Source organism: Amycolatopsis sp. NPDC028719 (assembly GCF_055565395.1).
This window is the reverse complement of the sequence record NZ_JBVHUL010000003.1, coordinates 876,374-900,775: the sequence shown is the minus strand read 5'-3', so window position 1 is coordinate 900,775 and position 24,402 is coordinate 876,374. Positions and strand designations below refer to the sequence as shown.

At 71.6% G+C, this 24,402-nt stretch carries 17 protein-coding genes; 14 read left to right on the top strand and 3 right to left on the bottom strand.

Features of this window, described 5'->3' with window-relative positions; genetic code table 11:
* Positions 1 to 108 precede the first annotated feature (108 nt).
* From ACZ4TR_RS17730 to ACZ4TR_RS17690, 9 genes are all read left to right on the top strand, one after another.
* Entirely contained in the window at positions 109 to 1,230 is a 1,122-nt protein-coding gene (locus ACZ4TR_RS17730) for an inositol-3-phosphate synthase (protein WP_465288003.1), read from the top strand.
* Positions 1,227 to 2,054 carry an SCO3242 family prenyltransferase gene (locus ACZ4TR_RS17725; RefSeq protein WP_465288129.1) on the top strand — a complete coding sequence of 276 codons (828 nt, stop codon included), beginning with the start codon at positions 1,227 to 1,229 and terminating at the stop codon, positions 2,052 to 2,054. Before ACZ4TR_RS17730 ends, ACZ4TR_RS17725 begins: the two co-directional genes overlap by 4 nt.
* Positions 2,051 to 2,872 (top strand): sugar phosphate isomerase/epimerase family protein, encoded by an 822-nt coding sequence (locus ACZ4TR_RS17720; RefSeq protein WP_465288002.1) that lies wholly within the window; start codon positions 2,051 to 2,053, stop codon positions 2,870 to 2,872. The genes ACZ4TR_RS17725 and ACZ4TR_RS17720 overlap by 4 nt, the downstream gene beginning before the upstream one ends.
* Positions 2,869 to 3,414, top strand: a complete 546-nt coding sequence (locus ACZ4TR_RS17715) for an EboA domain-containing protein (protein ID WP_465288001.1) — start codon at positions 2,869 to 2,871, stop codon at positions 3,412 to 3,414. The genes ACZ4TR_RS17720 and ACZ4TR_RS17715 overlap by 4 nt, the downstream gene beginning before the upstream one ends.
* Positions 3,414 to 4,265 (top strand): TatD family hydrolase, encoded by an 852-nt coding sequence (locus ACZ4TR_RS17710; protein ID WP_465288000.1) that lies wholly within the window; start codon positions 3,414 to 3,416, stop codon positions 4,263 to 4,265. The genes ACZ4TR_RS17715 and ACZ4TR_RS17710 overlap by 1 nt, the downstream gene beginning before the upstream one ends.
* Entirely contained in the window at positions 4,262 to 5,389 is a 1,128-nt protein-coding gene (gene eboE / locus ACZ4TR_RS17705; protein WP_465287999.1) for a metabolite traffic protein EboE, read from the top strand. The genes ACZ4TR_RS17710 and eboE overlap by 4 nt, the downstream gene beginning before the upstream one ends.
* Complete coding sequence (locus ACZ4TR_RS17700; protein WP_465287998.1) at positions 5,386 to 6,789, top strand: nucleotide pyrophosphatase/phosphodiesterase family protein; 1,404 nt, start codon at positions 5,386 to 5,388, stop codon at positions 6,787 to 6,789. The genes eboE and ACZ4TR_RS17700 overlap by 4 nt, the downstream gene beginning before the upstream one ends.
* Complete coding sequence (locus ACZ4TR_RS17695; RefSeq protein WP_465287997.1) at positions 6,774 to 7,775, top strand: sugar phosphate isomerase/epimerase family protein; 1,002 nt, start codon at positions 6,774 to 6,776, stop codon at positions 7,773 to 7,775. Before ACZ4TR_RS17700 ends, ACZ4TR_RS17695 begins: the two co-directional genes overlap by 16 nt.
* Positions 7,776 to 7,919: 144 nt before the next feature.
* On the top strand, positions 7,920 to 11,801 hold the full coding sequence (locus ACZ4TR_RS17690) for a carbohydrate-binding protein (protein WP_465287996.1): 3,882 nt from the start codon (positions 7,920 to 7,922) through the stop codon (positions 11,799 to 11,801).
* Positions 11,802 to 11,861: 60 nt separating this feature from the next.
* Here the strand turns inward: ACZ4TR_RS17690 and xylA are convergent, their stop codons facing one another.
* Positions 11,862 to 13,010, bottom strand: coding sequence for a xylose isomerase (gene xylA / locus ACZ4TR_RS17685; protein ID WP_364526733.1), 1,149 nt, complete (start codon positions 13,008 to 13,010; stop codon positions 11,862 to 11,864).
* Positions 13,011 to 13,109: 99 nt separating this feature from the next.
* Between xylA and ACZ4TR_RS17680 the strand changes: the two genes are divergently transcribed.
* Positions 13,110 to 14,273, top strand: a complete 1,164-nt coding sequence (locus ACZ4TR_RS17680; RefSeq protein WP_465287995.1) for an ROK family protein — start codon at positions 13,110 to 13,112, stop codon at positions 14,271 to 14,273.
* Positions 14,274 to 14,385: 112 nt separating this feature from the next.
* On the opposite strand, the gene ACZ4TR_RS17675 is transcribed toward ACZ4TR_RS17680, so the two are convergent.
* Together ACZ4TR_RS17675 and ACZ4TR_RS17670 are read right to left on the bottom strand one after the other, a co-directional pair.
* Complete coding sequence (locus tag ACZ4TR_RS17675; protein ID WP_465287994.1) at positions 14,386 to 15,786, bottom strand: discoidin domain-containing protein; 1,401 nt, start codon at positions 15,784 to 15,786, stop codon at positions 14,386 to 14,388.
* 191 nt (positions 15,787 to 15,977) lie between these two features.
* The gene (locus ACZ4TR_RS17670; protein WP_465287993.1) at positions 15,978 to 19,211 is read right to left on the bottom strand and encodes a S8 family serine peptidase; all 3,234 of its coding nucleotides are present in this window, start codon (positions 19,209 to 19,211) and stop codon (positions 15,978 to 15,980) included.
* Positions 19,212 to 19,446: 235 nt separating this feature from the next.
* Here ACZ4TR_RS17670 and ACZ4TR_RS17665 point away from each other — a divergent pair, with 235 nt between their 5' ends.
* The 4 genes from ACZ4TR_RS17665 (at position 19,447) to ACZ4TR_RS17650 (ending at position 24,280) form a co-directional block, all read left to right on the top strand.
* Positions 19,447 to 20,061 (top strand): TetR/AcrR family transcriptional regulator, encoded by a 615-nt coding sequence (locus ACZ4TR_RS17665; RefSeq protein WP_465287992.1) that lies wholly within the window; start codon positions 19,447 to 19,449, stop codon positions 20,059 to 20,061.
* A 2-nt stretch (positions 20,062 to 20,063) separates the two neighbouring features.
* Positions 20,064 to 20,972 carry an ABC transporter ATP-binding protein gene (locus ACZ4TR_RS17660; protein WP_465287991.1) on the top strand — a complete coding sequence of 303 codons (909 nt, stop codon included), beginning with the start codon at positions 20,064 to 20,066 and terminating at the stop codon, positions 20,970 to 20,972.
* Positions 20,969 to 22,525 carry an ABC transporter permease gene (locus ACZ4TR_RS17655; RefSeq protein WP_465287990.1) on the top strand — a complete coding sequence of 519 codons (1,557 nt, stop codon included), beginning with the start codon at positions 20,969 to 20,971 and terminating at the stop codon, positions 22,523 to 22,525. Before ACZ4TR_RS17660 ends, ACZ4TR_RS17655 begins: the two co-directional genes overlap by 4 nt.
* A 306-nt stretch (positions 22,526 to 22,831) precedes the next feature.
* On the top strand, positions 22,832 to 24,280 hold the full coding sequence (locus ACZ4TR_RS17650) for an amidohydrolase (protein ID WP_465287989.1): 1,449 nt from the start codon (positions 22,832 to 22,834) through the stop codon (positions 24,278 to 24,280).
* Positions 24,281 to 24,402 lie beyond the last annotated feature (122 nt).

Below are 24,402 nucleotides of genomic sequence, written 5' to 3'. Positions count from 1 at the left end.
ATCTGCGTGCCCGGGGGCACCGCGCCCGCCGAGCCGGGCAGTGTCCTGGCCCGCGTCCCGTCGGGGGCGACCGGCGCGGGCTGAACTCGCCGAACTTGGAGGATGAACATGGGGAAGATCGGTGTCTGGCTGATCGGCGCCCGAGGATCGGTGGCCACGACGGCCGTCGCCGGCGCCGCCGCCATGCGGGCGGGACTCACCGCGCGCACCGGCTGCGTGACCGAGCTGCCGGACTTCGCCGGCGCGGACCTTCCCGGCCTGGGAGACCTGGTCTTCGGGGGCCACGACGTCGTCGACACGCCGCTGGTCAAGCGGGCGGAGCAGCTGGCGGCGGCGGGGGTGCTGCCTTCGACCCTGCCCGGCCCGATCGCCGCCGACCTCGAAGCCGCCGAAGCCCGGCTGCGTCCGGCGCCGGACGGCGGCGGCCGCGCGGCGACCGACCGGATCGTCGCGGACCTGACGGAGTTCGGCGAGGGTCTGGACCACGTCGTCGTGGTCAACGTCTCCTCCACCGAGCCGCCGTGCCCGCCGCACCCGGCACACGCGTCCCTCGCCGCACTGGAAGCCGCGCTGGACGCGGGAGAGGACGTGCTCCCGGCGAGCGCGTTGTACGCCTACGCCGCGTTCCGCGCGGGCTGTGGCTTTGTCGACTTCACCCCGTCCACCGGCGCCCGGCTGCCCGCGCTCGACGAACTCGCCCGCACGACCGGGCAGCCCTACGCCGGCCGCGACGGCAAGACGGGTGAGACGCTGCTGCGGTCGGCGCTCGCGCCGATGTTCGCCCAGCGCGCGCTGAACGTCCTCTCGTGGTCGGGCACGAACCTGCTCGGCGGCGGCGACGGCGCCACGCTCGCCGACCCCGGCGCGGCGTCGAGCAAGAACGCGTCGAAGCAGCAGGTGCTCTCGCAGAACCTCGGCCGGGAGGTCGACGGCGAGGTGCACATCGACTACGTTCCCGCCCTCGGCGACTGGAAGACCGCCTGGGACCACGTGCTGTTCGAAGGCTTCCTCGGCGCGCGCATGACCCTGCAGCTCACCTGGCAGGGCTGCGACTCCGCGCTCGCCGCACCACTGGTGCTCGACCTCGCCCGGCTGACCGGCAAGGCGTGCCGCGACGGCGTCGCCGGCCCGGTCGCCGAGTTCGGGTTCTTCTTCAAGGACCCGGCCGGGGACGGCCCGCACGACCTCGCGTCGCAGTACGCGGGCCTGCGCGAGTGGGCGAACCGGTGAAGGCGTACCTCGAACTCGTCCGCGCGCCCGCCGCGCTGACCGTGCCCGGGGACGCCGTCGCCGGGGCGGCCGCCGCGGGCTGGCCGTTCGGCCGCCGCACGCTGGGCCTGACCGGCGCGTCCGTCTGCCTCTACTGGGCGGGCATGGCGCTCAACGACTACGCCGACCGCCACCTCGACGCCATGGAACGGCCCGAGCGGCCGATCCCGTCGGGCCGGATCAAGCCCGGCACCGCGCTCGGCGTCGCGACCGGCCTGACCGCGGGCGGGCTGGGCATCGCCGCGGCCGCCGGGGGCAAGAACGCCCTGCGGGTCGCGCTGCCGCTGGCCGCGACCGTGTGGGCGTACGACTTCGTGCTCAAGGAGACCGTGTTCGGCCCCGCCGCGATGGCCGCCACGCGCGTCCTCGACGTCCTGCTCGGGGCGGGTGGTGCCCGCGCGGCCCTGCCCGCGGCGCTGACCGTCGGGGCGCACACCCTGGCGGTGACGGCGTTGTCGAGGTCCGAAGTCCACGGCGCCCGGCCCGCCCTCCCGGCGGCCACGCTCGCCGCGACGGCCGGGGTGCGGGTCGCCGCCGGCCGGGTCGGCCCGCTCGCCTCGGCGCTGCTCGGGACCTACGCCGTGACGACCGGGCGGGCGCAGTACGACGCCGTCCGCGACCCGGTCGCGCCGAAGATCCGCCGGGCGGTCGGCGCGGGCATCCACGGCATGATCCCGCTGCAGGCCGGGCTGATCGCGCGGACCGGGGCGTGGCGCTCGGCGCTGGCCGTCGCCGCCGCGTTCCCGATCGCGCGGGCGCTGAGCCGGAAGGTGTCGCCGACATGAGGTTCGGGTACGGCACCAACGGTTTCGCCAACCACCGCCTCGGCGACGCCCTGCGCGTCCTGGCGGACCTGGGCTACGACGGCGTCGCGCTGACGCTCGACCACCAGCACCTCGACCCGTTCGGCCCGGACCTCGCCCGCCGCGTCGCGTCGCTGGCCGCGGAGCTGGACCGGCTCGGGCTGGCCGTCGTGATCGAGACCGGCGCCCGGTTCCTGCTGGACCCGTGGCGCAAGCACTCGCCGACGTTCCTCGACCCGGATCGGGCTCTCCGCATCGACTTCCTGACCCGGGCCGTCGAGATCGCCGCGGACCTCGGGGCCGAGGCCCTGTCGTTCTGGAGCGGGAACAAGCCGGCCGACCTGTCCACTTCGGACGCCTGGGAACACCTCGTCGCCGGCTGTGCGGACGTGCTGAAGGCCGCGGACGACCACGACGTCAAGATCGGCTTCGAGCCCGAGCCGGGCATGCTCGTCGAGGACCTCACCGGGTACTTCGAACTCTCGCGGCGGCTCGGTGACCCGGCGCGGTTCGGGCTGACGCTGGACATCGGGCACTGCCGGTGCAACGAGACGGCGTCCGTGCCCGACTGTGTGCGGCGGGCGCTGCCGCGGCTGGTGAACGTCCAGATCGACGACATGCGCCGCGGCACCCACGAGCATCTCGAGTTCGGCCGGGGCGAGATCGACTTCCCGCCGGTGCTGGCAGCGCTGGCGCCGTACTCCGGGCTGGTCGCGGTGGAACTGCCGCGCGACAGCCACGCGGCACCGCGGATCGCCCGCGAGTCCCTCGAGTTCCTGCGCAAGGCGGTGGCCGCGTGAACGCCTGGCTGGATGAAGCACTGACCAAGGTCGCCGCCGACGCGACGGCGTTGCGGACGCTGTTCCCGGGCGTCGGCCGCCGGGTCGGCCGCGGTCCGTCGGACACCCCGGGCTGGACGGTCGACGACGTCGCGCGGGTCCGGCTGCTGAAAGCCGCGCCCGGGGCGGCCGCCGAGATGCCGGACCTCTACCGCTACGGCGACGCCGCCGAGAAGCGGGCCGTCCTCCGTGGACTGTCCGTTATGGACATCGGAGACGCCGGGCTCGACCTGGTCGCCGATGCCCTGCGCACCAACGACACCCGGCTCGTCACCGCCGCGATGGGCGAGTACGCCGCCGAGCACCTGGACGACTCCGCCTACCGCCACGGCGTGCTCAAGTGCGTCTTCATGGGCATCCCGCTGGCCGAGGTCGCCGGGCTGGGCCGCCGGATCGACGAGGAGCTGCTGCGCATGATGCGGTCGTTCGCCGCCGAGCGCACCGCCGCGGGCCGCGCCGTGCCCGCCGACCTCCTCCCGCTGCTGAACGAACAGGACGCCTGATGCGCATCTTCGACCCGCACATCCACATGAGCTCACGCACCACCGACGACTACGCGGCGATGCACGCCGCCGGCGTCCGCGCGCTCGTCGAACCGGCGTTCTGGCTGGGCCAGCCGCGCACGAACGTCGGCAGCTTCACCGACTACTTCGACGCGCTCGTCGGGTGGGAACCGTTCCGCGCGAGCCAGTTCGGCATCGCGCACCACTGCACGATCGCGCTGAACCCCAAGGAAGCCAACGACCCGCGGTGCGCGCCGGTGCTCGACCTGCTGCCGCGCTACCTGGAGAAGGACGGCGTGGTCGCGGTCGGCGAGATCGGCTACGACTCGATGACCGCCGAGGAGGACAAGGCGTTCGCCGCGCAGCTCGCGCTGGCGATCGACCACGAACTGCCCGCGATGGTGCACACGCCGCACCGCGACAAGGCGGCCGGGACCGAACGCAGCATCGCCGTCGTCCGCGAGTCCGGCATCGCGCCCGAGCGCGTGGTGCTGGACCACCTCAACGAGGTGACCGTCGCGATGGTCAAGGAGTCCGGCTCCTGGATGGGATTCTCGATCTACCCGGACACGAAGATGGACGAAGAGCGGATGGTCGCCATCCTGCGCGAGTACGGGACCGAAAAGGTGCTGGTCAACTCCGCGGCCGACTGGGGGAAGAGCGACCCGCTCAAGACCCGCAAGACCGGCGACGCGATGCTGGCCGCCGGGTTCACCGAGGACGACGTCGACCGGGTGCTGTGGCGCAACCCCGTCGAGTTCTACGGCCAGAGCGGCCGGCTCGACCTCGAAGGCGAAGCGACGGAAGCCGAGTTCGCGGGCAACTCGATCCTGCGGGGTGCGCGCAAGTGAGGTTCCGGCACCGCGACGGCACGCTCGTCCACCTGGCCTACTGCACCAACGTGCACCAGGCCGAGGACCTCGACGGCGTGCTCGCCCAGCTGGCCCGCTTCGGCGAGCCCGTGCGGGAGCGCCTGGGCGTCGACCGGCTCGGGCTGGGCCTGTGGCTGGCCCGGCCGGTGGCTTCGGAGCTGGTGGCCGACCCGGCCGCGGTTTCCCGGCTCCGGAGTGAACTGGCGGCTCGCGGCCTCGAGGTCGTCACCTTCAACGGGTTCCCGTACCAGGGGTTCCACGACCCGGTCGTCAAGCACAAGGTGTACCGGCCGGACTGGTCGACCCCCGAGCGGACGCGGTACACCCTCGACCTCGCGCGGCTGCTCGCCGAGCTGATGCCCGAAGACGCGGTCCGCGGCAGCGTCTCGACGCTGCCGCTCGGGTGGCGCACCGAATGGCAGGACGACGGCGGCCAGCTCGAACTGCTGGCCAAGGGGCTGGCGAAGCAGGAGCGTCCGGTGCGCGTGGCGTTCGAGCCCGAGCCCGGCTGCGTCATCGAGACGACCGCGCAGGCGGCGTCGCTGCTGTCCGAAGTGGACAAGGAGTGGCTGGGCGTCTGTCTCGACACGTGCCACCTCGCGGTCGGGTTCGAGGACCCGGCGGCCGCGCTCGGCCGACTCGCCGCCGCCGGGCTCGACGTCGTCAAGCTCCAGGCGTCCGCCGCGCTGGAGGCGGCTGCGCCGAACGACCCGGCGACGCGGAAGGCCCTCGGGTCCTTCGTGGAACCGCGGTTCCTGCACCAGAGCAACGAAGGCGCCCCGCCGGGCGCCGACGACCTCGATCTCGCTCTGGCAGGCGAGCTTCCGGGCGAGGCGCCGTGGCGCGTGCACTTCCACGTGCCGCTGCACGCCGACCCGGCGCCGCCGCTGACGTCGACCCGGCCGGTGCTGGCCGGCACCCTGGCCGAGCTGTTCGGCGGCGCCACCGCGCGCACCGACCACGTCGAGGTCGAGACCTACACCTGGCAGGTGCTCCCGGACGCACCCGCCGACGACGCCGGGCTCGCCGCGGGCATCGCGGCCGAGCTGGACTGGACCCGGCGTTCCCTTGTTGACCTAGGCTTGGAAGAGGTTTCGGAATGAGTTTGCTGGTCATCGACGTCGTGGGGCTGACGCCGCGGCTGCTCCCGCACATGCCGAACCTGCGCAAGATGGCCGAGCCCGGCTTCACCGCGCAGCTCGACACGGTGTTCCCGGCGGTCACGTGCTCGGTGCAGTCGACGTTCCTCACCGGGCTGCAGCCGGCCGAGCACGGGATCGTCGGCAACGGCTGGTACTTCCGGGACCTCGGTGAGATCTTCCTGTGGCGCCAGCACAACAAGCTGGTGCAGGGCGACAAGTTCTGGGACGCCGCCCGCCGCGCGCAGGCCGGACATCGCGTGGCGAACGTCTGCTGGTGGTACGCGATGGGCATGGACGTCGACCTGACGGTGACCCCGCGGCCGATCTACCACGCCGACGGCAAGAAGTCCCCGGACGCCTACACCCACCCGCCGCAGCTGCACGACCGTCTCGTCGGCGACCTCGGCGAGTTCCCGCTGTTCACGTACTGGGGCCCGACGGCCGCGATCACGTCGTCGAAGTGGATCATCGCCGCGGCGCGGAAGATCATGGCGGAAGACAAGCCCGACACCACGCTCGTCTACATCCCGCACCTGGACTACGACCTCCAGCGGTTCGGCCCGGACGCGCCCCAGGCCGCGGCGGCCGCGCGCGAGATCGACACCGCGTTGAAGCCCCTGCTGGACTTCGCGGCCGCGGGCGGGCACACCGTCGTCGCGCTGTCGGAGTACGGCATCACGAACGCGAGCCGGCCGGTCGACATCAACCGGGCACTGCGCCGCGAAGGCCTGCTCAACGTCTACGTCCAGGCGGGCATGGAGTACCTCGACCCGTGGACGTCGCGAGCGTTCGCGGTCGCCGACCACCAGGTCGCGCACGTCTACGTCGCCGACCCGGCCGACATCCCGCGGGTGCGGGACATCGTCGCCGGACTGTCCGGAGTGGACGTCGTGCTCGATCGTCCGGAGCAAGCGAGCGTCGGGATCAATCACGAACGCGCGGGCGAGCTGGTCGCGATCGCCGAGCCGGACGCGTGGTTCACCTACTACTACTGGCTGAGCGACGACCGCGCGCCGGACTTCGCGAAGACCGTCGAGATCCACCGCAAGCCCGGGTACGACCCGGCCGAGCTGTTCTTCGACCCGAACGACCCGGCGGTGAAGCTCAAGGCGGCGTCCGCGCTGGCCCGCAAGAAGCTCGGCCTGCGGTACTCGATGCAGGTCGTCCCGCTCGACCCCGCGCCGGTGCGGGGCAGTCACGGGCGGCTGCCCGACGCGCCCGAGGACGGGCCGGTGCTGCTGTGCTCGGACCCGGCGCTCGCGCGCGAAAAGATCCACGCCACCGAAGTCAAGGACCTGTTGCTCGCGGCTATCCGCACCGACCAGGACTCACCAGGAGGTCAGACATGGCACGACCGTTGACCCTGTTCACCGGGCAGTGGGCCGATCTGCCGTTCGAGGAGGTGTGCGAGCTGGCGAGCGGCTGGGGCTACGAAGGCCTCGAGATCGCCTGCTGGGGTGACCACTTCGAGGTGGACCGCGCGGTGGCGGAAGACGGCTACGTCCAGGCGAAGCTGGAGACGCTGGCCAAGTACGACCTCAAGGTGTGGGCGATCTCGAACCACCTGCTCGGCCAGGCCGTCTGCGACCACCCGATCGACGAGCGGCACGAGGCCATCCTGCCGGCGCGGATCTGGGGCGACGGCGAGCCCGAGGGCGTCCGGCAGCGGGCGGCGGAGGAGATGAAGACCACCGCCCGCGCCGCGGCGAAGCTCGGCGTGTCCACTGTGGTCGGTTTCACCGGCTCGTCGATCTGGCACACGGTGGCGATGTTCCCGCCGGTGCCGCCGTCGATGATCGAGCGCGGGTACGCCGACTTCGCGACACGCTGGAACCCGATCCTGGACGTGTTCGACGAGGTCGGCGTGCATTTCGCCCACGAGGTGCACCCGAGCGAGATCGCCTACGACTACTGGAGCACCGTCCGGACGCTGGAGGCGATCGGGCACCGCGAGGCGTTCGGGCTGAACTTCGACCCGTCGCACTTCGTCTGGCAGGACCTCGACCCGGTCGGGTTCCTGTGGGACTTCAAGGACCGCATCTACCACGTCGACTGCAAGGAGGCCCGCAAGCAGCTCAACGGCCGCAACGGCCGGCTCGGCTCCCACCTGCCCTGGGCGGATCCCCGCCGCGGCTGGGACTTCGTGTCCACCGGCCACGGCGACGTCCCGTGGGAGGACGTCTTCCGGATGCTCAACGCCATCGGCTACGACGGCCCCATTTCGATCGAATGGGAGGACGCCGGCATGGACCGGCTGACCGGCGCGCCGGAGGCACTGGAGTTCGTCCGCAAGCTCAACTTCACCCCACCCACCGCGGCCTTCGACGCCGCTTTCTCTTCGAAGTAACCGCGAGCGGAGGCGCGTTCGAAGGTCGCGCCTCCGCCTCATCGCTTCTGTTGTACGGGTGACCGCCAGCCCCGTCGGAAGGTGAACGAAACGGCTTCGGCCCACTCCGGGGCGAAGCACGCTCAAAATCAGGAAGGACCCCGCATGTCTCCGTCCCCACCGAAGTGGGCGAGGCTGTTCGGCACCGCGCTCCTGGGCGCCGGCCTCCTGCTCACCGTCGACACCCCGGCCCGCGCGGACATCCCGCCCGCGGACTACCAGCAGGTCGCCCTCGCCACCGGCGCGGCCGAGCTGGGTGGCGAGGCGATGTCGCTCGCCGTGCTGCCGGACCGCTCGGTCGTGCACACCTCCCGCGACGGCACCGTCCGCGTCACCACCGCGGCCGGCGCGACCTCCGTCGCGGCCAAGCTGAACGTCTACACCCACGACGAGGAAGGCCTCCAGGGCGTCGCCGCCGACCCCGGCTTCGCCACCAACCGCTACGTCTGGCTGTACTACTCGCCGCGCCTGTCCACACCGGACGGTGACGCGCCGACCGAAGGCACCGAAGCCGAATTCGCGCCGTTCAAGGGCGAGCTGCACCTGTCGAGGTTCGTCCTCAAGACCGACAACACCCTCGACCTGGCCAGCGAAAAGGTCGTCCTGAAGGTCGCCAACGACCGCGGCCAGTGCTGCCACGTCGGCGGCGACATCGACTTCGACGCCGCCGGCAACCTCTACCTCACCACCGGCGACGACACCAACCCGTTCTCCTCCGACAGCTACTCGCCGATCGACGAACGGACCAACCGCAACCCGCAGTTCGACGCGCAACGCTCGTCCGGCAACACGAACGACCTGCGCGGCAAGCTCCTGCGGATCCACCCGCAGGCCGACGGGACATACACGATCCCGTCCGGCAACCTGTTCGCGCCGGGCACCGCGAGCACCCGGCCGGAGATCTACGCGATGGGCTTCCGGAACCCGTTCCGGATGAGTGTCGACAAGCCGACCGGCGTCGTCTACCTCGGCGACTACGGCCCGGACGCCGGCGTCACCGACGCCGACCGCGGGCCGCAGGGGCAGGTCGAGTTCGACCGGATCACCTCCGCCGGCAACTTCGGCTGGCCGTACTGCACCGGCTCCAACACGACGACCGAGACGTACAACCACTACACGTTCCCGAGCGGCCCGTCCGGCGCCAAGTACGACTGCGCCGGCGGCCCGACGAACTCCTCGTTCCGCAACACCGGCCTCGCCAAGCTGCCGGTGCCGAAGCCCGCGTGGATCAAGTACGCCGGTGACGAGGGTTCGCCGCCGGAGTTCGGCAGCGGCTCGGAGTCGCCGATGGGCGGACCCGTCTACCGCTACGACGCCGCTTCGACGTCCCCGGTCAAGTTCCCGCAGTCCTTGGACGGCAAGTACTTCGCGGGGGAGTACGGGCGCAAGTGGATCAAGGCGGTGACCGTCAACGCCGACGGCAGCCGCGGCACGATCGAAGACTTCCCGTGGACCGGCACGCAGGTCATGGACATGGCGTTCGGCCCCGACGGCGCCCTGTACGTCCTCGACTACGGCACCGGCAGCGACAACCAGGCGCTCTACCGCGTCGAGTACCTGGCCGGGTCCAACCGCAGCCCGGTCGCGAAGGCCGCGTCCGACAAGACGTCCGGGCCCAACCCGCTGACCGTGAACTTCTCCTCCGCGGGCAGCAGCGACCCCGAGGGCGGGGCGCTGGGCTACCGCTGGGACTTCGGCGACGGCCAGACGTCGACCGCGGCGAACCCCGCGCACACCTACACCACGAACGGCACCTACTCGCCGACGCTCACGGTGTCCGATCCGGAGGGCCTGACCGGCACCGCGAGCCTGGTCGTCACGGTCGGGAACACCGCGCCGTCGATCTCGCTCGGCAGCCCGGCCGACGGGCAGCTGTTCTCCTTCGGGGACACGGTTCCGTTCCAGGTGACCGGCAGCGACCCCGAGGACGGGCCGCTGGACTGCTCGAAGGTCAAGGTCACCTACCTCCTCGGCCACGACAGCCACGAACACCAGATCACCCAGCAGACCGGGTGTGCCGGCTCGATCGCGGTCCCGGTCGACGGTGAGCACGACGCCGCGGCGAACATCTACGGCGTCTTCGACGCGCAGTACACCGACAAGGGCGGGCTGACGTCGCACAGCGTCCGGAAGCTGCAGCCGCGGCACCGGCAGGCCGAGCACTTCGGGGCGCAGTCGGGGATCCAGCTCGCCGACCACGGTTCCGCGGAGGGCGGCCGGACGGTCGGGTACACCGACGACGGCGACTGGATCTCGTTCACGCCGTACGCGCTGGGCAACGCTTCCTCGATCAGCGCCCGGGTGTCGTCGGGCGGCCCCGGCGGAACGCTGGAGGTCCGCGCGGGCTCGCCGACCGGCACCCTGCTCGGGTCGGCGGCCGTCGCCAACACCGGGGACTGGGACACGTTCCAGAACGTGACGGCGAACCTGGCGAACCGGCCGGCCGGCACGACGACGCTGTACCTCGTGTTCAAGGGGGTCACCGGGCAGGGCAACCTGTTCGACCTCGACGCGTTCACCTTCGCCACCGCGACCCAGGCGGGAGCGGTCGAAGCCGAGTCGTTCACGTCGGGATCGGGCGTCCAGATCGCCCCGCACGCCGCGGCGAGCGGCGGGAACACCCTGGGCTACATCGAAAACGGTGACTGGGCCGGGTACGCGTCGGTGAGCACGGCGGGCGCGCGGACCTTCACCGCACGGGTGTCGTCGGCCGGCGCCGGCGGCACGATCGAGGTGCGCGCGGGCTCGGCGACCGGGACGCTGCTGGGCACGGTCTCGGTGCCGCCGACCGGCGACTGGGAGGTCTTCCAAACCGTCACGACGCCGGTGTCGAGCGGGGCCGGGCCGCTGTTCCTGGTGTTCCACGGCGGTTCCGGTTCCCTCTTCGACGTGGATTCCTTTACGCTGAGCGGTATGCCGACCCAGGTCGATCCCGCGTACGACGTGCTGGTGTTCTCCAAGACCGCCGGTTTCCGGCACGACGCGATCCCGGCCGGGATCCAGGCGATCCGGGAGCTGGGCGCCGCGAACGGCTTCGGCGTCACGGCGACCGAGGACGCTTCGGTGTTCACAGCCACCGAACTGGCGAAGTACCAGGCGGTGGTGTTCCTCTCGACCACCGGTGACGTCCTGGACGCGAACCAGCAGGCGGCGTTCGAGTCCTATGTGGAGGGTGGCGGCGGCTACTTCGGCGTCCACGCCGCGGCGGACACCGAGTACGACTGGCCGTGGTACGGGCAGCTCGTCGGCGCGTGGTTCAAGAGCCACCCGGCGATCCAGCAGGCCCGGTTCGTGACGGAGGACGGCACCCACCCGGCGACGGCGCACCTGCCGGCGGTCTGGACCCGCACGGACGAGCTGTACAACTACCGGACGAACCCGCGTGGCCAGGTGCACGTGCTGCAGACGCTGGACGAGTCCAGCTACACCGGCGGCGAGATGGGCGCCGACCACCCGATCACGTGGTGCCACCCGCAGGGCGGCGGCCGGGCGTTCTACACCGGTCTCGGCCACACGATCGAGTCGTATTCGGATAGCGCCTTCCGCGCTGAACTGCTCGGCGGCATCCGTTACGCCGCAGGTGTGGTCCCCGCGGACTGCGGTGTCTCCTCAGGATCCACTGTGGAGGGCGAGGCGTTCACGTCGGGTTCGGGTGTGCAGATCGCGTCGCACGCTCCGGCGAGCGGCGGCCGGACGCTGGGCTACATCGAGAACGGTGACTGGGCCGGGTACGCGTCGGTGAGCACGGCGGGCATCACGCGGTTCAACGCGGTCGTGTCTTCCGCTGGCGCGGGTGGCACGATCGAGATCCGCGACGGCTCGGCGACCGGCGCCCTCCTGGGCACGGTCGCGGTGCCGAACACCGGCGGCTGGGAGACGTTCCAGACCGTCTCCGCCACGGTCACCGGCGGCTCCGGCCCGCTCCACCTGGTCTTCCGGGGCGGCGCGGGCTCGCTGTTCGACATCGACACGCTGACGGTGTCCTAGCAAGTCCGTGAATGTCGCATTGAGGGACTCAGAGTCCCTCAATGCGACATTCACGGCTTTTCAGCGGACGCCGAGGAGGTGCTCCAGGGCCAGCTGGTTCAGCCGCGTGAAGTGGTAGCCGCGGGCCGCGGCCGCGTCGAGGTCGAAGTCGTCCTTGAGGAGGTCGTCGAACGACTCGCCCGGCGCCAGCGTCGGCGTCGCCAGCTCCGGCACCCGGGACGCCGCCAGCGCCTCCGCCACCTCCGGGTCCGAACGGAACTTGGCCGCCTTCTCCTTGAGGATCAGGTACGTCCGCATGTTCGCCGCGGCGGACACCCACACGTCCGACGGGTCCTCGGTCCGCAGCGGCTTGTAGTCGAAGTGGCGCGGACCCTCGTAGCCGCCGTTCTCCAGCAGGTCGACCAGGAAGAAGGCGCTCTTCAGGTCGCCGTGGCCGAAGATCAGGTCCTGGTCGTACTTCGGGCCGTGCTGGCCGTTGAGGTCGATGTGGAACAGCTTGCCCTGCCACAGCGCCTGCGAAATGCCGTGCACGAAGTTGAGCCCGGCCATCTGCTCGTGCCCGACCTCGGGGTTGAGCCCGAACATCTCGGGCCGCGCGAGCTGCGAGATGAAGCCCAGCGCGTGCCCGATCGTCGGCAGCAGGATGTCGCCGCGCGGCTCGTTCGGCTTGGGCTCGAGGGCGAACCGCAGCGAGTAGCCCTTCTCGACGACGTAGTCGGCGAGCAGGTCCAGGCCCTCCTTGTAGCGGGCCAGCGCCGCCCGGACGTCCTTCGCGGCGTCGGACTCGGCGCCCTCGCGGCCGCCCCAGACGACGTAGGTCTCCGCGCCCAGCTCGGCCGCGAGGTCGATGTTGCGGCGCACCTTCCGCAGGGCGTAGCGCCGGACGTCACGGTCGTTGCTGGTCAGGCCGCCGTCCTTGAACACCGGGTGGGTGAACAGGTTCGTCGTCGCCATCGGCACCTTGAGGCCGGTCTCGGCCAGCGCCTTGCGGAACCGCTCGATCGCCTTGTCGCGGTCGGGCTCGGTGGCCAGGAGGTCGTCGTCGTGGAACGTCACGCCGTAGGCGCCCAGCTCCGCGAGCCGGTGCACGCTCTCCACCGGGTCCAGCGCCGGCCGCGTCGCGACCCCGAACGGGTCGTTGGCCGGCCACCCCACGGTCCAGAGACCGAAGGTGAACTTGTCGGCCGGCTGGGGAGCGTAGTCGCTCATGACTGTCCCTTCATTTAGTTCACGTTGTAGACTAAATATGCGCCGCGGCGGTCCCGGGCGTCAAGAGGCCGGTTAGAGTGGTTCGCAGGAGGGGGCGCGATGACCCAGGCCGTGCGGCACGATTCGATGCGCGCCCGCAACCTCGAGGTCGTGCTGGGCGCGGTCAGCCGCGGCGGCCCGCTGACCCGTGCCGCGCTCGCCGAGCTCACCGGGTTGACCAAGTCGACGGTGAGCAAGCTCGTCGGCGACCTGCTGGACGGGGGCCTGCTGGCCGAGACCGGCCCCGCGCGGGCGGGCGAACGCGGCCGGCCGGGCGTGGAGGTCGTGCTCAGCGGCGCGCGCGTGGCGTCGCTGGGGCTGGAGATCAACGTCGACTACCTCGCGGTCCGGGTGCTCGACCTCACCGGCGGGGTCCGGTTCGCCGCCCGCCGCGAGCGGGACAACCGGGGTTCGCGGCCGAAGAAGGTCCTGGCGGAGCTGCAGGCGCTGGCGTCGGAGGCGTTGACCGAGACGCACCGGCTCGGGCTGGAGGTGGCGGGCGCGGTGCTGGCGGTGTCCGGCCCGGTCGGCGACGGCGTGCTGTTCAGCGCCCCCAACCTCGGCTGGCAGGACGTCCGCGCGGCCGACCTGCTGCGGTTGCCGATCCCCGTCGAGCTGGACAACGAGGCGAACCTCGCGGCACTGGGCGAGCTCTGGTTCGGCGACGGCGAGCGCGACTTCCTCTACGTCTCCGGCGAAGTCGGCATCGGCGCGGGGCTGGTGGTGGACGGCACGCTGTTTTCCGGCGCTCGCGGGCTGGCGGGCGAGCTGGGCCACGTCGTCGTGGCGCCGGGCGGGCCACCGTGCCGGTGCGGCGGCAGCGGCTGCCTGGAGACGTTCGCCGGGCAGGAGGCGTTGCTGACGGCGGGGCGGGCTTCGTCCGTGCCCGCGCTGCTGGCGGCCCTGTCCCGGGGCGACACGGCGGCCGCGGAGGCGTGCGCGGCGGCCGGCCGGGCGCTCGGCGTCGCGCTGACCTCGGCGGTGAACCTCCTGGACCTCGACCGCATCGTCCTGGGCGGAGTGTTCACGCAGCTGTACCCGTGGCTGTCCGGCCCGGCATCGGAGGTGCTGTCGACCCGGCTCAGCGGCCTCCGGGGCGCGCCACCGGTGCTGTCGGCATCACGCCTCGGCGGCGACGCGGCGACGCTGGGGGCGGCGGGCCGGGTGGTGCACCGGGTGCTCGCGGAGCCGGCACCGTTCCTGGCCCGGGCTCAGGAGGCGTAGGCCGGCGGTCCCGATGCAGTGAATGACCCATTCCTGTCGTCGGACGCAGTGAATGAGTCATTCACTGCGTGGGGCCGACCTGCGCTCGCCGAGGTGGGTGTCCGGCCCGGGTTCAGGAGGCGTAAGCCTCCACTTCGGACAGCTGGCCGGCGGGCCAGCCGGTGTTGCCGGTGAAGGTCAGCCGGACGAACTGCCCCGGCACCGCCGGAACCGTGATGGTCACCGTGTTCCCGTTCGCCGGGTCGAAGACGTACCCGGCGGGACTGCCGCCGTTCACCGAGATCGTTTGCGTCCGGGTGCCCCACGACGGGGGCAGCTTCAGCACCACCCGCCCCACCGTGGCCGGTGCATCCAGATCCACCGTCAGCGTCTGCGGGAAAGCGTTGTTCGTGCTTTCCCAATAGCTCGAAGCATTGCCATCGACCGCGTTGCCCGCCGGGTACCCGCCTTGGGACCCGCTCGCCGAGACCGGTCGTCCACGCGCCAGGTCGGCCGAAGCCGGTGGCGGACCGCCGAGCTGCGAGGCCCAGTAGCGCGTCCGGTCCAGGTAAGCCGTCTCCGACGCCGCGCCGGAAGTCCCGTAGGCGCCGGAGAACGTCTCGTAACCGCCCGAAGGTGGCGACGAGCGGGCCGGCTCGATGACCGAGCCTTCGTGCCATTCGTTGAACGACGTCACCGAAACCCAGTCGGCACCCGCGGAAAGCGCGTTCTGCCACTCCCGGTCGTAGGTCGCCCCGTTGTCGCGGCCCAGGGTCGGGGTCGTGTTGCCCGGCACCGCGCGATCGTCGTTGTACCCCGGGCCCACCGAAGGCGCCCACACCAGGCCGTTCGCCTCGCAGTACGCGCCCGCTTCGCGCCAGCCCGGCGCCGTGGCCCCGGCGATCGCGTCGTAGGTGTACATCCCGCCGAAGTGCGCGACCTTGCTCGTGTCCGTCGTCTGCGCCAGCACGATCGCCGACGACCGCACCTGGTCCAGCGGCGTCCAGTCCGTGATGCGCAGGCTTTCGAAGACGTAGAACGCGCCGCGGCCGCCCTCGCGGTAGAACGCCGGACTGGAGCCGTAGCGCCCGAGGAGGTACTCGATGTCCGAGGCCGTCGACGACGCCGTCCGCCCGCTGTACGGCTCGAGGTGCCACGCGACGCGGATCCCGTGCCGAGCCGCGGCTTCCAGCACGCCGGCCGCCAGACCGTCCTCATAGGACCCTTGACCCCACCAGCTGTAGACGAGCACCCCGGCGCCGGACTGCTCGATCCACCGCATGTGCTGCTCGACGGCGCCGGAGAAGTCGCCGGAGTCGTACGGGCCCAGCACCGGGTAGAAGTTCGCGCCGATGTCGTCCGGCGGCGTGTGCCCGCCTTGCTGCCAGTGGCGGTATTCACCGGCGCTGTTGCCGTACCACGGGTAGTAGAACAGGTGGGTCCGGCTCGAAAGCGCCGCCGCGGCGTGCGCGGTGCCCGGCAAGGCCGTGGCCAGTAAGAGAAGCGCGGCGAGCCACGCCGAAATCCGTCGCATGCGGACCCCCTCGGTGGGTGCGGAGTGATCCAGACCATACGGACGCGTCCCGGACGAGGGCAACACTTCACCGGACATACGCAAACTTGCGTCGGAAACCCACCAGGACCCACCAGGAACCCACCGGGAAGGCGGCCGGGAAAACGAAAACCGCCCCGGGTGAGACCCGGGGCGGTTTCCGCTGAACGGGACTAGCTCACGGAGTTGACCAGCACCAGCGAGGAGCCGACCGTGACACCCGTGTCGGTCTGCACGGTCAGCTGACCGCGCAGGACCCGGCCCGCCGCGGGAACGGCGCCGGCCGTCACCGTCGCCGGCACCGTCCACGAGCTGCCCGACGCGCGCGCCGCGTTCGCGTCGGTCACCGCGACCGAACCGAAGGCGGGGTTGGTGAACACGTCGAGGTAGTCGAACTCGGTGGTGCCCGCGGGCACCGCGTACCCGTCGACCAGGGCGATCCAGACGCCCGCGGCCGGGTTGGCCACGGTCACCGACTCTTCCGAGTCACCGTCCGCACTCTGGCCCGCCACCACGCACGACCCGGTCGTGCAGTTGTACAGCACCAGGTCCAGGTCGGCGCCGACGTCGGACGTCTTGCCGATCGTGGCCGTCAGCGACGTCGAACCCGGCGTCACCGCGATCTGGTACTGCTGCTGCGTGCCTTCTGCGATCGACGGCCGCGAGATCTTCGCGCTGCCCAGCGTGGCGCCGGTCAGCTTGCCGGTGAACGCGCCGAGCGTGTTCGTCACGGTGTACGAACGCGCGATCGGCTGGCCCAGCGTCGCCGAAGCGATCGTGTCCGGGTTGGGCGCGATGGTCGTGCCCAGCACCGAAGCCGACAGCTTGTACGTCGCGTTGTCCACATCGGACGTCCGGCGCGCTTCCACGACGATCTCCCACACGCCCGGCAGCGGGTTGGCGATGGTCCGGCTGGTCGGCGTGCCGCCGGGACAGCCCGCGCCCGCGTCGGGGAGGTAGCAGTACGTCGTCGAGGTGCTCGCCTCGGCCGGGACACCGGTCGGGTCGTAGCGCAGGAACCGCACCTGACCCTTGCCCGGGGCGCCGGCCCCCGCGTCCAGGTCCACCTTCAGCGCGCTGGCGCCCTGCGGCACCCGCACGAAGTAGCTGGTCGCCTGGTTGCGGGCGATCTTGCCGGAGACGTCGACCTGGAAGCCCTTGGCGGCGGTGAACTCCTGCGGCGCGAAGACCGTGTTGAGGGTCTGCACGTCGATGCCGATGGTCAGCGGGTTGTCCAGGTACAGCAGCGCCGAGTGGACGCCCGCGTTCTTCGGGTTCACCTTGACGTCGAACTTCACCGGCGTGTTCAGCGGCAGCACCACCGTCGACGCCGAGGAGAACGTCCCGTCGTTGCCGGTCCACCGCGCGAAGTACGGCACCGGCTTCGCCGAGCCCGTCGTGCGGGTGATCGTGTACGTGCGGGTGTAGGCCTTGCCCGTGGTCACGCCCTCGCGGTCGTGGATGCCCACGCCGGTGTTCGGCGTGGTCAGCAGGCCCGAGAGCGCGGTGTGCACCTCGACGGACGTCGCGACGGCGTCCGGCTTCGGGTTGAGCGACAGCGCGACGAACGCGGCCGGGACGTTGAACAGGCCCGCGCCCTGGGCGTACGCGCCGATGCCCGGCACGAACCGCGCGGTCGACTTGATGGCCGCGCGCAGCTGCGCGACCGGCGGGCGCTTGCCCTGGTGCGTGGCCTTGTACGCGCTCACCAGCAGTGCCGCCGCGCCGGTCGCCTGCGGCGCCGCCATCGACGTGCCCTGCAGCATCGCGTACCCCGCGGGCAGGGCGTACGTGCCGGCCACCGGCCCCGGCGCCTCCCAGCGCGGGGTGGTCGAGATCGCCGCGCCGGGCGCGATGATGTCCGGCTTGAAGCCGCCGTCCTCGCGCGGGCCGCGCGAGGAGAACGGGTGCAGCGACTCGGCGTTCTGGGTCTTCGAGCCGTAGTTCGAGAGCCAGGTTTCCTTGGTGATGTAGGAGCCGACCGAGATCGCGTCCGTGGCCACCGACGGGTCGCCGACGGTGTTCGCGCCCGCGCCGCTGTTGCCGGCCGAGATGAAGATCTGGACGTTGTACTCGGCGATCGTGCGGTTGTAGAGCTCCGCGCGGGCGTTGTTGCCGTCGTTGAGCGCCGGCAGGCCGCCGATCGAGATGTTGATGACGTCGGCGCCGTGGCTGGCGGCGTAGACGACGCCGTCGACCAGGCCGCTGGACGTGCAGGCGCTGCCGGTGAGGCAGACCTTGACCGCCAGGACCTTCGCGCCCGGGGCCGCGCCGTCCATCTTGCCGCCGAACAGGTCGTTGCCGGTGGCGATGCCCGCGACGTGCGAGCCGTGCTCGGCGCCGGCGATGCCGATGCCGACGAAGCCCGGCTTGTCGGTCTGGACCACGAAGGCCATCCGCTCGGCGATGTCGGTCGCCGGGTTGTCGGTGCCGAAGAAGCCGACGTCGTACTTCTTGGCGTAGTCGATCATCGGCTTCTCGTCGGTGAAGTCGCCGTTGCCGTTGAGGTCGACGCGGACCTCCTTGGTCACGCTGTCCTGCAGCACGCCCCAGGAGTCGGCGCGGTCGCCGTCGCGGTTGACGTCACCGTCGGTCTCGCTGTCCGCGGCGCCCAGGTCGCCGGCGGTCTCGGTGAACAGGCCGAAGGTGTACGGGCCGCCGGTGGCCGGGGCCGTCCAGGTCTTGGCGTTCGAGGTGAAGGTGCCGGTGTAGGTCTGGGTCGACTGCTTGACCCAGGTGCCGTCGCCGGAGTTGGTGGCGTTGGCGTTGTACCAGTCGACGATCTTGCGTTCGCCGTGGCTGGTGGTGGCCAGCGCGGGGGAGTCGAGGTCGACGCCGGAGTCGAGCACCGCGACGGTGGTGTCCTTGCCGTCCCAGTTGGGCAGGACCTGGCCGAACTGCGCGGCGTAGGTGTCGCCGGTGGGGAGGTAGGGGTTCACGCGCGGGGTGTTCTTGCCCGGCGCGGGCTGCGGCGCCGGGTCCTGCGCGCCGTCGAGCTTCGGGTCGTCGCGGTAGACGAGGCCGTCGACGTCGACGGCGTTGACCGACTTGAGCTTCGCGGCCTTCTCGGCCTTGTCCGTCGGGACGCTGACCTTGACGTAGTCGAGCTTGGCGTCGGTGGACTGGACGACACCCCCGAGCGCCTTGAGCTCGTCGACGGCGGCGCCGGTCTGGCCCTTCTCCGCCGCGATCAGCAGCGTGACGTCGGGCTTGCCGGCCTTCTCGGCTTCGGCGACGAGGGCGCGGTCGTGCTCGTCGAGGGTCTTGCCGTCGGCCGCGCCCGCGGTCGGCGGGGCCTGCTGGGCGGAGGCCACCGGAACGGCGACGCCGAGGACGGAAGCGCCGAGTGCGGTGGCGAGGACGGTGATCCCGGCCCGCCGTCTCCAGCGAGATCTGTGGTCAGTCACTGAGTGGACCCTTCGTGAAGTGATGCGTCCGTGAAGTACACCCCGTGGGATCTTCGGCAGCAATAAGACAGTTAGCCCATAGACCGCAATTGGTTGCGAGCCAAATGGCCTAACGGGATGAGCGGTTGGGCGGTCACGCGAAGCCGCGCTTTCACGTGAAAGTGTGGCCTTGCTGTACGCACGTGTAAGTGGCTATATTCACGTGTAGTCAGCTACACGTACGTATAGGACGTCCATGAGCCTCGAAGACCTGACCGCGCGGGCCCGGATCCGCGACGCCGCCATCCGGCTGTTCACCGACCGCGGCATGGAGAAGACGTCGATCCTCGACATCGCGAAGGAGGCCGGGGTCTCGGGTGGCCTGATCCGCCACCACTTCGGGTCCAAGGACGGCCTGCGGGAGGCCTGCGACACCTACGTCTTCGACGAGCTGCTGAAATTCAAGGAGGAGGCGCTGGCGAAGGGGCAGGCGGACCCGGCCTTCGTCCCGACGTTCGACACCCGCCAGCTCCTCTTCCGCCGGTACATGGGCCGCGCGATGATCGACGGCTCCGAAGCCGCCGCGGCGCAGTTCGTCGAGATCGTCGACGGCACCGAACGCTACTTCCGCGAGCAGGGCATGGACATGCCCGACCCGCGGGGCGTCGCCGCCGCGCTCGCCGCGATGACCGGCGGGCTGATGATCCTGCAGGACCACGTCGCGCGGGCGCTCGGCGAGGAGCCGGGCACGAACGAGGCGATGCTGCGCATGTCGCTCGCCGCCGGGCACCTGTTCCTGAACCCGCTCGGCGACGCCGGAATCCTCGAACGGGCCCGCGAAGCGCTGGCCGCCTACGAACGGAAGGAATGACGATGGCCGAAGCGATCACCGCCGACGGCCTCACCAAGGCGTTCGGCCGGACGCGAGCCCTCGACGGGCTCGACCTGACCGTCCACACCGGCGAGGTGCACGGGTTCCTCGGGCCCAACGGCGCCGGCAAGACCACCACGATCCGCATCCTGCTGGGGCTGATGCGGGCCGACGGCGGCCGCGCCACCCTGCTCGGCGGCAACCCCTGGACCGACGCCACCGAGCTGCACCGGCGGCTCGCGTACGTCCCGGGCGACGTCACGCTCTGGCCCAACCTCACCGGCGGCGAGGTCATCGACCTGCTCGGCCGGCTGCGCGGCGGGCTCGACCAGACGCGGCGCGCGGAACTCGTCGAACGCTTCGACCTCGACCCGCGCAAGAAGGGCCGGACGTACTCGAAGGGCAACCGGCAGAAGGTCGCCCTCGTCGCCGCGCTGGCGTCCGATGTGGAGCTGCTGGTGCTCGACGAGCCGACGTCCGGGCTCGACCCGCTGATGGAAGAGGTCTTCCGCCAGGTCGTCGAGGAAGAGCGGCAGCGCGGCGACCGGACCGTGCTGCTGTCCTCGCACATCCTGTCCGAGGTCGAGGCGCTCTGCGACCGCGTCACGATCATCCGGGCCGGGCGCACCGTCGAGTCGGGCACCCTGGACGAGCTGCGGCACCTGGGCCGGATCACCATCGACGCGTCGCTCGCGCGGGTGCCGGACGGCCTGGCGGCGCTGCCGGGGGTGCACGACCTGAGCACGTACGGCTCGCACGTCCACCTGTCCGTCGACCAGTCTTCGCTGGACGACCTGATGCGGCACCTCGCCGAAGCCGGGCTGCGGAGCCTGGTGAGCCGGCCGCCGACGCTCGAGGAGCTGTTCCTGCGCCACTACCGCCACGACGAGCCGGTCGGAGCGGCGCGATGACCGGGACCTGGTCGCTGCTGCGGCTGGTGCTGCGCCGCGACCGGCTGCTGATGCCGCTGTGGATCGTCTGCCTGGCGGTCGCGCCGATGGGCTACCTGTCGTCGATCGAGGCGGCCTACCCGGATGCGGCGTCGCGGCAGCACTTCTACGACCTCAACGCTTCCAGCGCGACCTTCGTCGTTCGCAACGGTCCGCTGTACGGCCCGTCGGTCGGCAACCTCCTCGCGTGGCAGTGCGGGTTCGTCCCGGTCGTCGTCGGGCTGATCGCGCTGCTCACGGTCGTCCGGCACACCCGGACCGAGGAGGAGGCGGGCCGCCGGGAACTGACCGGCGCGACCGTCGTCGGGCGGCACGCGGGGTTGGCGGCGGCCGTGCTCGCCACCTGCGGCGCGTGCCTGGTCTACGGCGTCCTGGTCGGGCTAGGCCTCTCCGCGCAGGGCGTCTCCTTCCCCGGTGCGCTGGCGCTGGGTCTCGGGTTTTCGTTGGCAGGCTGGGTTTTCGCGGGTGTCGGCGCGGTCGCCGCGCAGCTCACATGGGGTGCAGGCGGCGCGCGGGGCATCGGGATCGGCGTGCTGGTCCTGGCGTTCCTGCTGCGCGCGGCGGGTGACAGCAGCACTTCGGCGGGCTGGGTCGCGTGGCTGTCGCCGATCGGCTGGGCGCACCGGATGCGGCCGTTCGCGGGGGAGCAGTGGTGGGTGCTCGCGTTGGGCATCTTCGCGGCGGGCTTGCTGGTGGTCCTGGCCGTCGCGTTGTCCGCGCGGCGCGACCTCGGGGCGGCACTGCTCCCGGCCCGGCTGGGGCGGGCGACGGCGAAGGCGTCGCTGCGGTCGCCGCTGGCACTGGCGTGGCGGCTGCAGCGGGGGACGTTGCTGGTCTGGACCGTTTGCCTGGCGCTGGTCGGGCTGCTGATGGGTGGGGTCGGGAAGAACGTCGCGGAGATGATGCGGGACAACCAGGCCGTCGCGGACGTGTTCTCGCGCCTCGGCGGGGGCGGCGCGATGACGGACGCGTACCTGGCCGGGACGATGACGTTGTTCGGCTTGGCCGCGGCGGGTTACGCGGTGCAGGCGACGCTGAAGCTGCGTGCCGAAGAGGCGGCGGGCCGGGCGGAACCGCTGCTGGCGACGGCGGTCGGCCGGATCGGCTGGGCGCTCGCGCACCTGACGTTCGCGGTGCTGGGGTCGGCGTTCTTGCTGGCGGTGACCGGTCTCGCGACCGGCGCGGCGGTTGGCGCGTCGCTGGTTCCGGCGGCGCTGGCCCAGCTGCCGGCGGTGTGGGTACTGGCGGGACTGGCGGCCTTGCTGATCGGCCTCTTCCCGCGGTTCGCGGCGGCGGCGTGGGGGCTGCTGGGCGCGTTCCTGCTGCTGTCGCTGGTGGGCACGGCCTTGCGCTGGAACGACGTGGTGCTGGGGATTTCGCCGTTCCAGCACCTGGCGCGGCTGCCGGGCGGGACGTTCTCGGTGGCGCCGGTGGTGTGGCTGGTGGCGATCGCGCTGGTGGCGGGCATCGGTGGCCTGGCGGCGTTGCGACACCGTGACATACCGGCGGCCTGACAACGAAACGCGACCACGGACGGGGGTCCAGGGGGCTTGCCCCCTGGCGGGGGTCCGGGGGTTCGACCCCCAGGGGACACGGCGAGCGAGGTGGGTGCGCGCTTTCTGCGCACCCACCTCGCCCACTCGCTCGCGGCAACCGAGGGAGTCGAACCCTGCGCGGCTTGTGAAGGCGGCGCCCATGGACCGGCCCTGACCCTTCGGCGGGCGACGGCTGCCAAGTCTTACAACGGTAGCTGATACCCATCTCATTCCCATCTCACTCCGTGCTTCACCCGGACGGGCCCGGCTGGCAGGGTGGTCCGCATGGATGATCTACTCCTGCGCCGCGTGCGGCCGGGCCTCGGCGGGGAGCTCGCGGACGTCCGGGTCAACGACGGCCGCGTCACGGCGATCACCGAGCCGGGTTCGGCCGGGTTCGCGGCGCGGGTCGTCGACGGGCACGGTGGCACGCTGCTGCCGGGTCTGGTCGACGCGCACGTCCACCTCGTGCAGTGGGCGACGTCCCGCCGCCGGATCCCCCTGGAAGCGGCGCGGTCGGCGGGGGAAGCGATCGAGCTGTTGCTGGCGCACCTGCTGGCGACGCCGGCGCCGCAGTCGGAGCTGGTGGTGGGCGCGGGTTTCCGCGACGGGCTGTGGCCGGACAAGCCGCACAAGGACCTGCTGCAGCGGGCGCTGCCCGGGCGGGCGGTGGCGTTGTTCAGCGCGGATCTGCACACGCTGTGGCTGAGCCCGGCGGCGCTGAAGCTGATCGGCCGCGACCACCCGACGGGCGTGCTGCTGGAGAGCGACTGCATGACCGCGACGGCCCAGCTCCCGACGGCCGCGATCGACGTCCAGGACGAGTGGGTGAGGGAAGCGGTGTCCGCGGCGGCGGCGCGGGGCGTGACCCAGATCGTCGACTACGAATACGCGGACACGGTGACGGACTGGAGCCGCCGCGGCGCCCCGGCGGCCCGGATCTCGTGCGTGATCGCCCGCCACTTGCTGGACCAGACGATCGAGCGTGGCCACCGCACCGGCGACGTCCTCCCGGATTCGGGCGGGCTGCTGACGGTGGGGCCGTTCAAGCTCTTCGTGGACGGCTCCCTGAACACCCGCACGGCTTATTGCCACGATCCCTACCCGGGTTCGGACTCCTCGGGGCTGCTCGAGCTGCCGCCGTCCGAGCTGGTTCCGTTGATGGAGCGGGCTTTCTCGCACGGGCTGATCCCCGCGGTCCACGCGATCGGCGACCAGGCCAACACGATCGCGCTGGACGCGTTCGCGCAGGTCGGTTGCCCCGGGCGGATCGAGCACGCGCAGTTGCTTTCTCTTGCTGACGTGTCGCGGTTCGCTTCCTTGGGTGTGATCGCGGCGGTCCAGCCGGCGCATCAGCCGGACGACCGCGACGTCGCCGACCGGCATTGGCACGGACGGACTTCGCGGGCGTTCCCGTACCGCTCGTTGCTGGAATCGGGCGCCCGCTTGGAGTTCGGCTCGGACGCGCCGGTGGCACCGTTGGATCCGTGGGACGGAATCGCCTCGGCGGTGTTCCGCACGGACGACGACCGCCCGCCGTGGCACCCGGAGCAGGCATTGTCCTTGCCGGACGCCCTGGCGGCGGCTTCGGGCGGGCGCCGCGGAGTGTCGGTGGGGGACGTGGCGGACTTGACGGTGACGGCGGCGGACCCGTCCACGCTGTCCGCGCCAGACCTGCGTGCGCTTCCGGTAACGGCCACGATCCTCGGTGGGCACGTGACCCACCAGATCTGACCGGCCACGTCCGCCCTCGGCTGGCCCCCAGCGCCCCAATGTGGCGTTGGGTGCGTGCCACGCCCCCAACGCCACATTGGGTGCGTCAGACGCACCGAACGCCACATTGGGGCGCTCGCCGG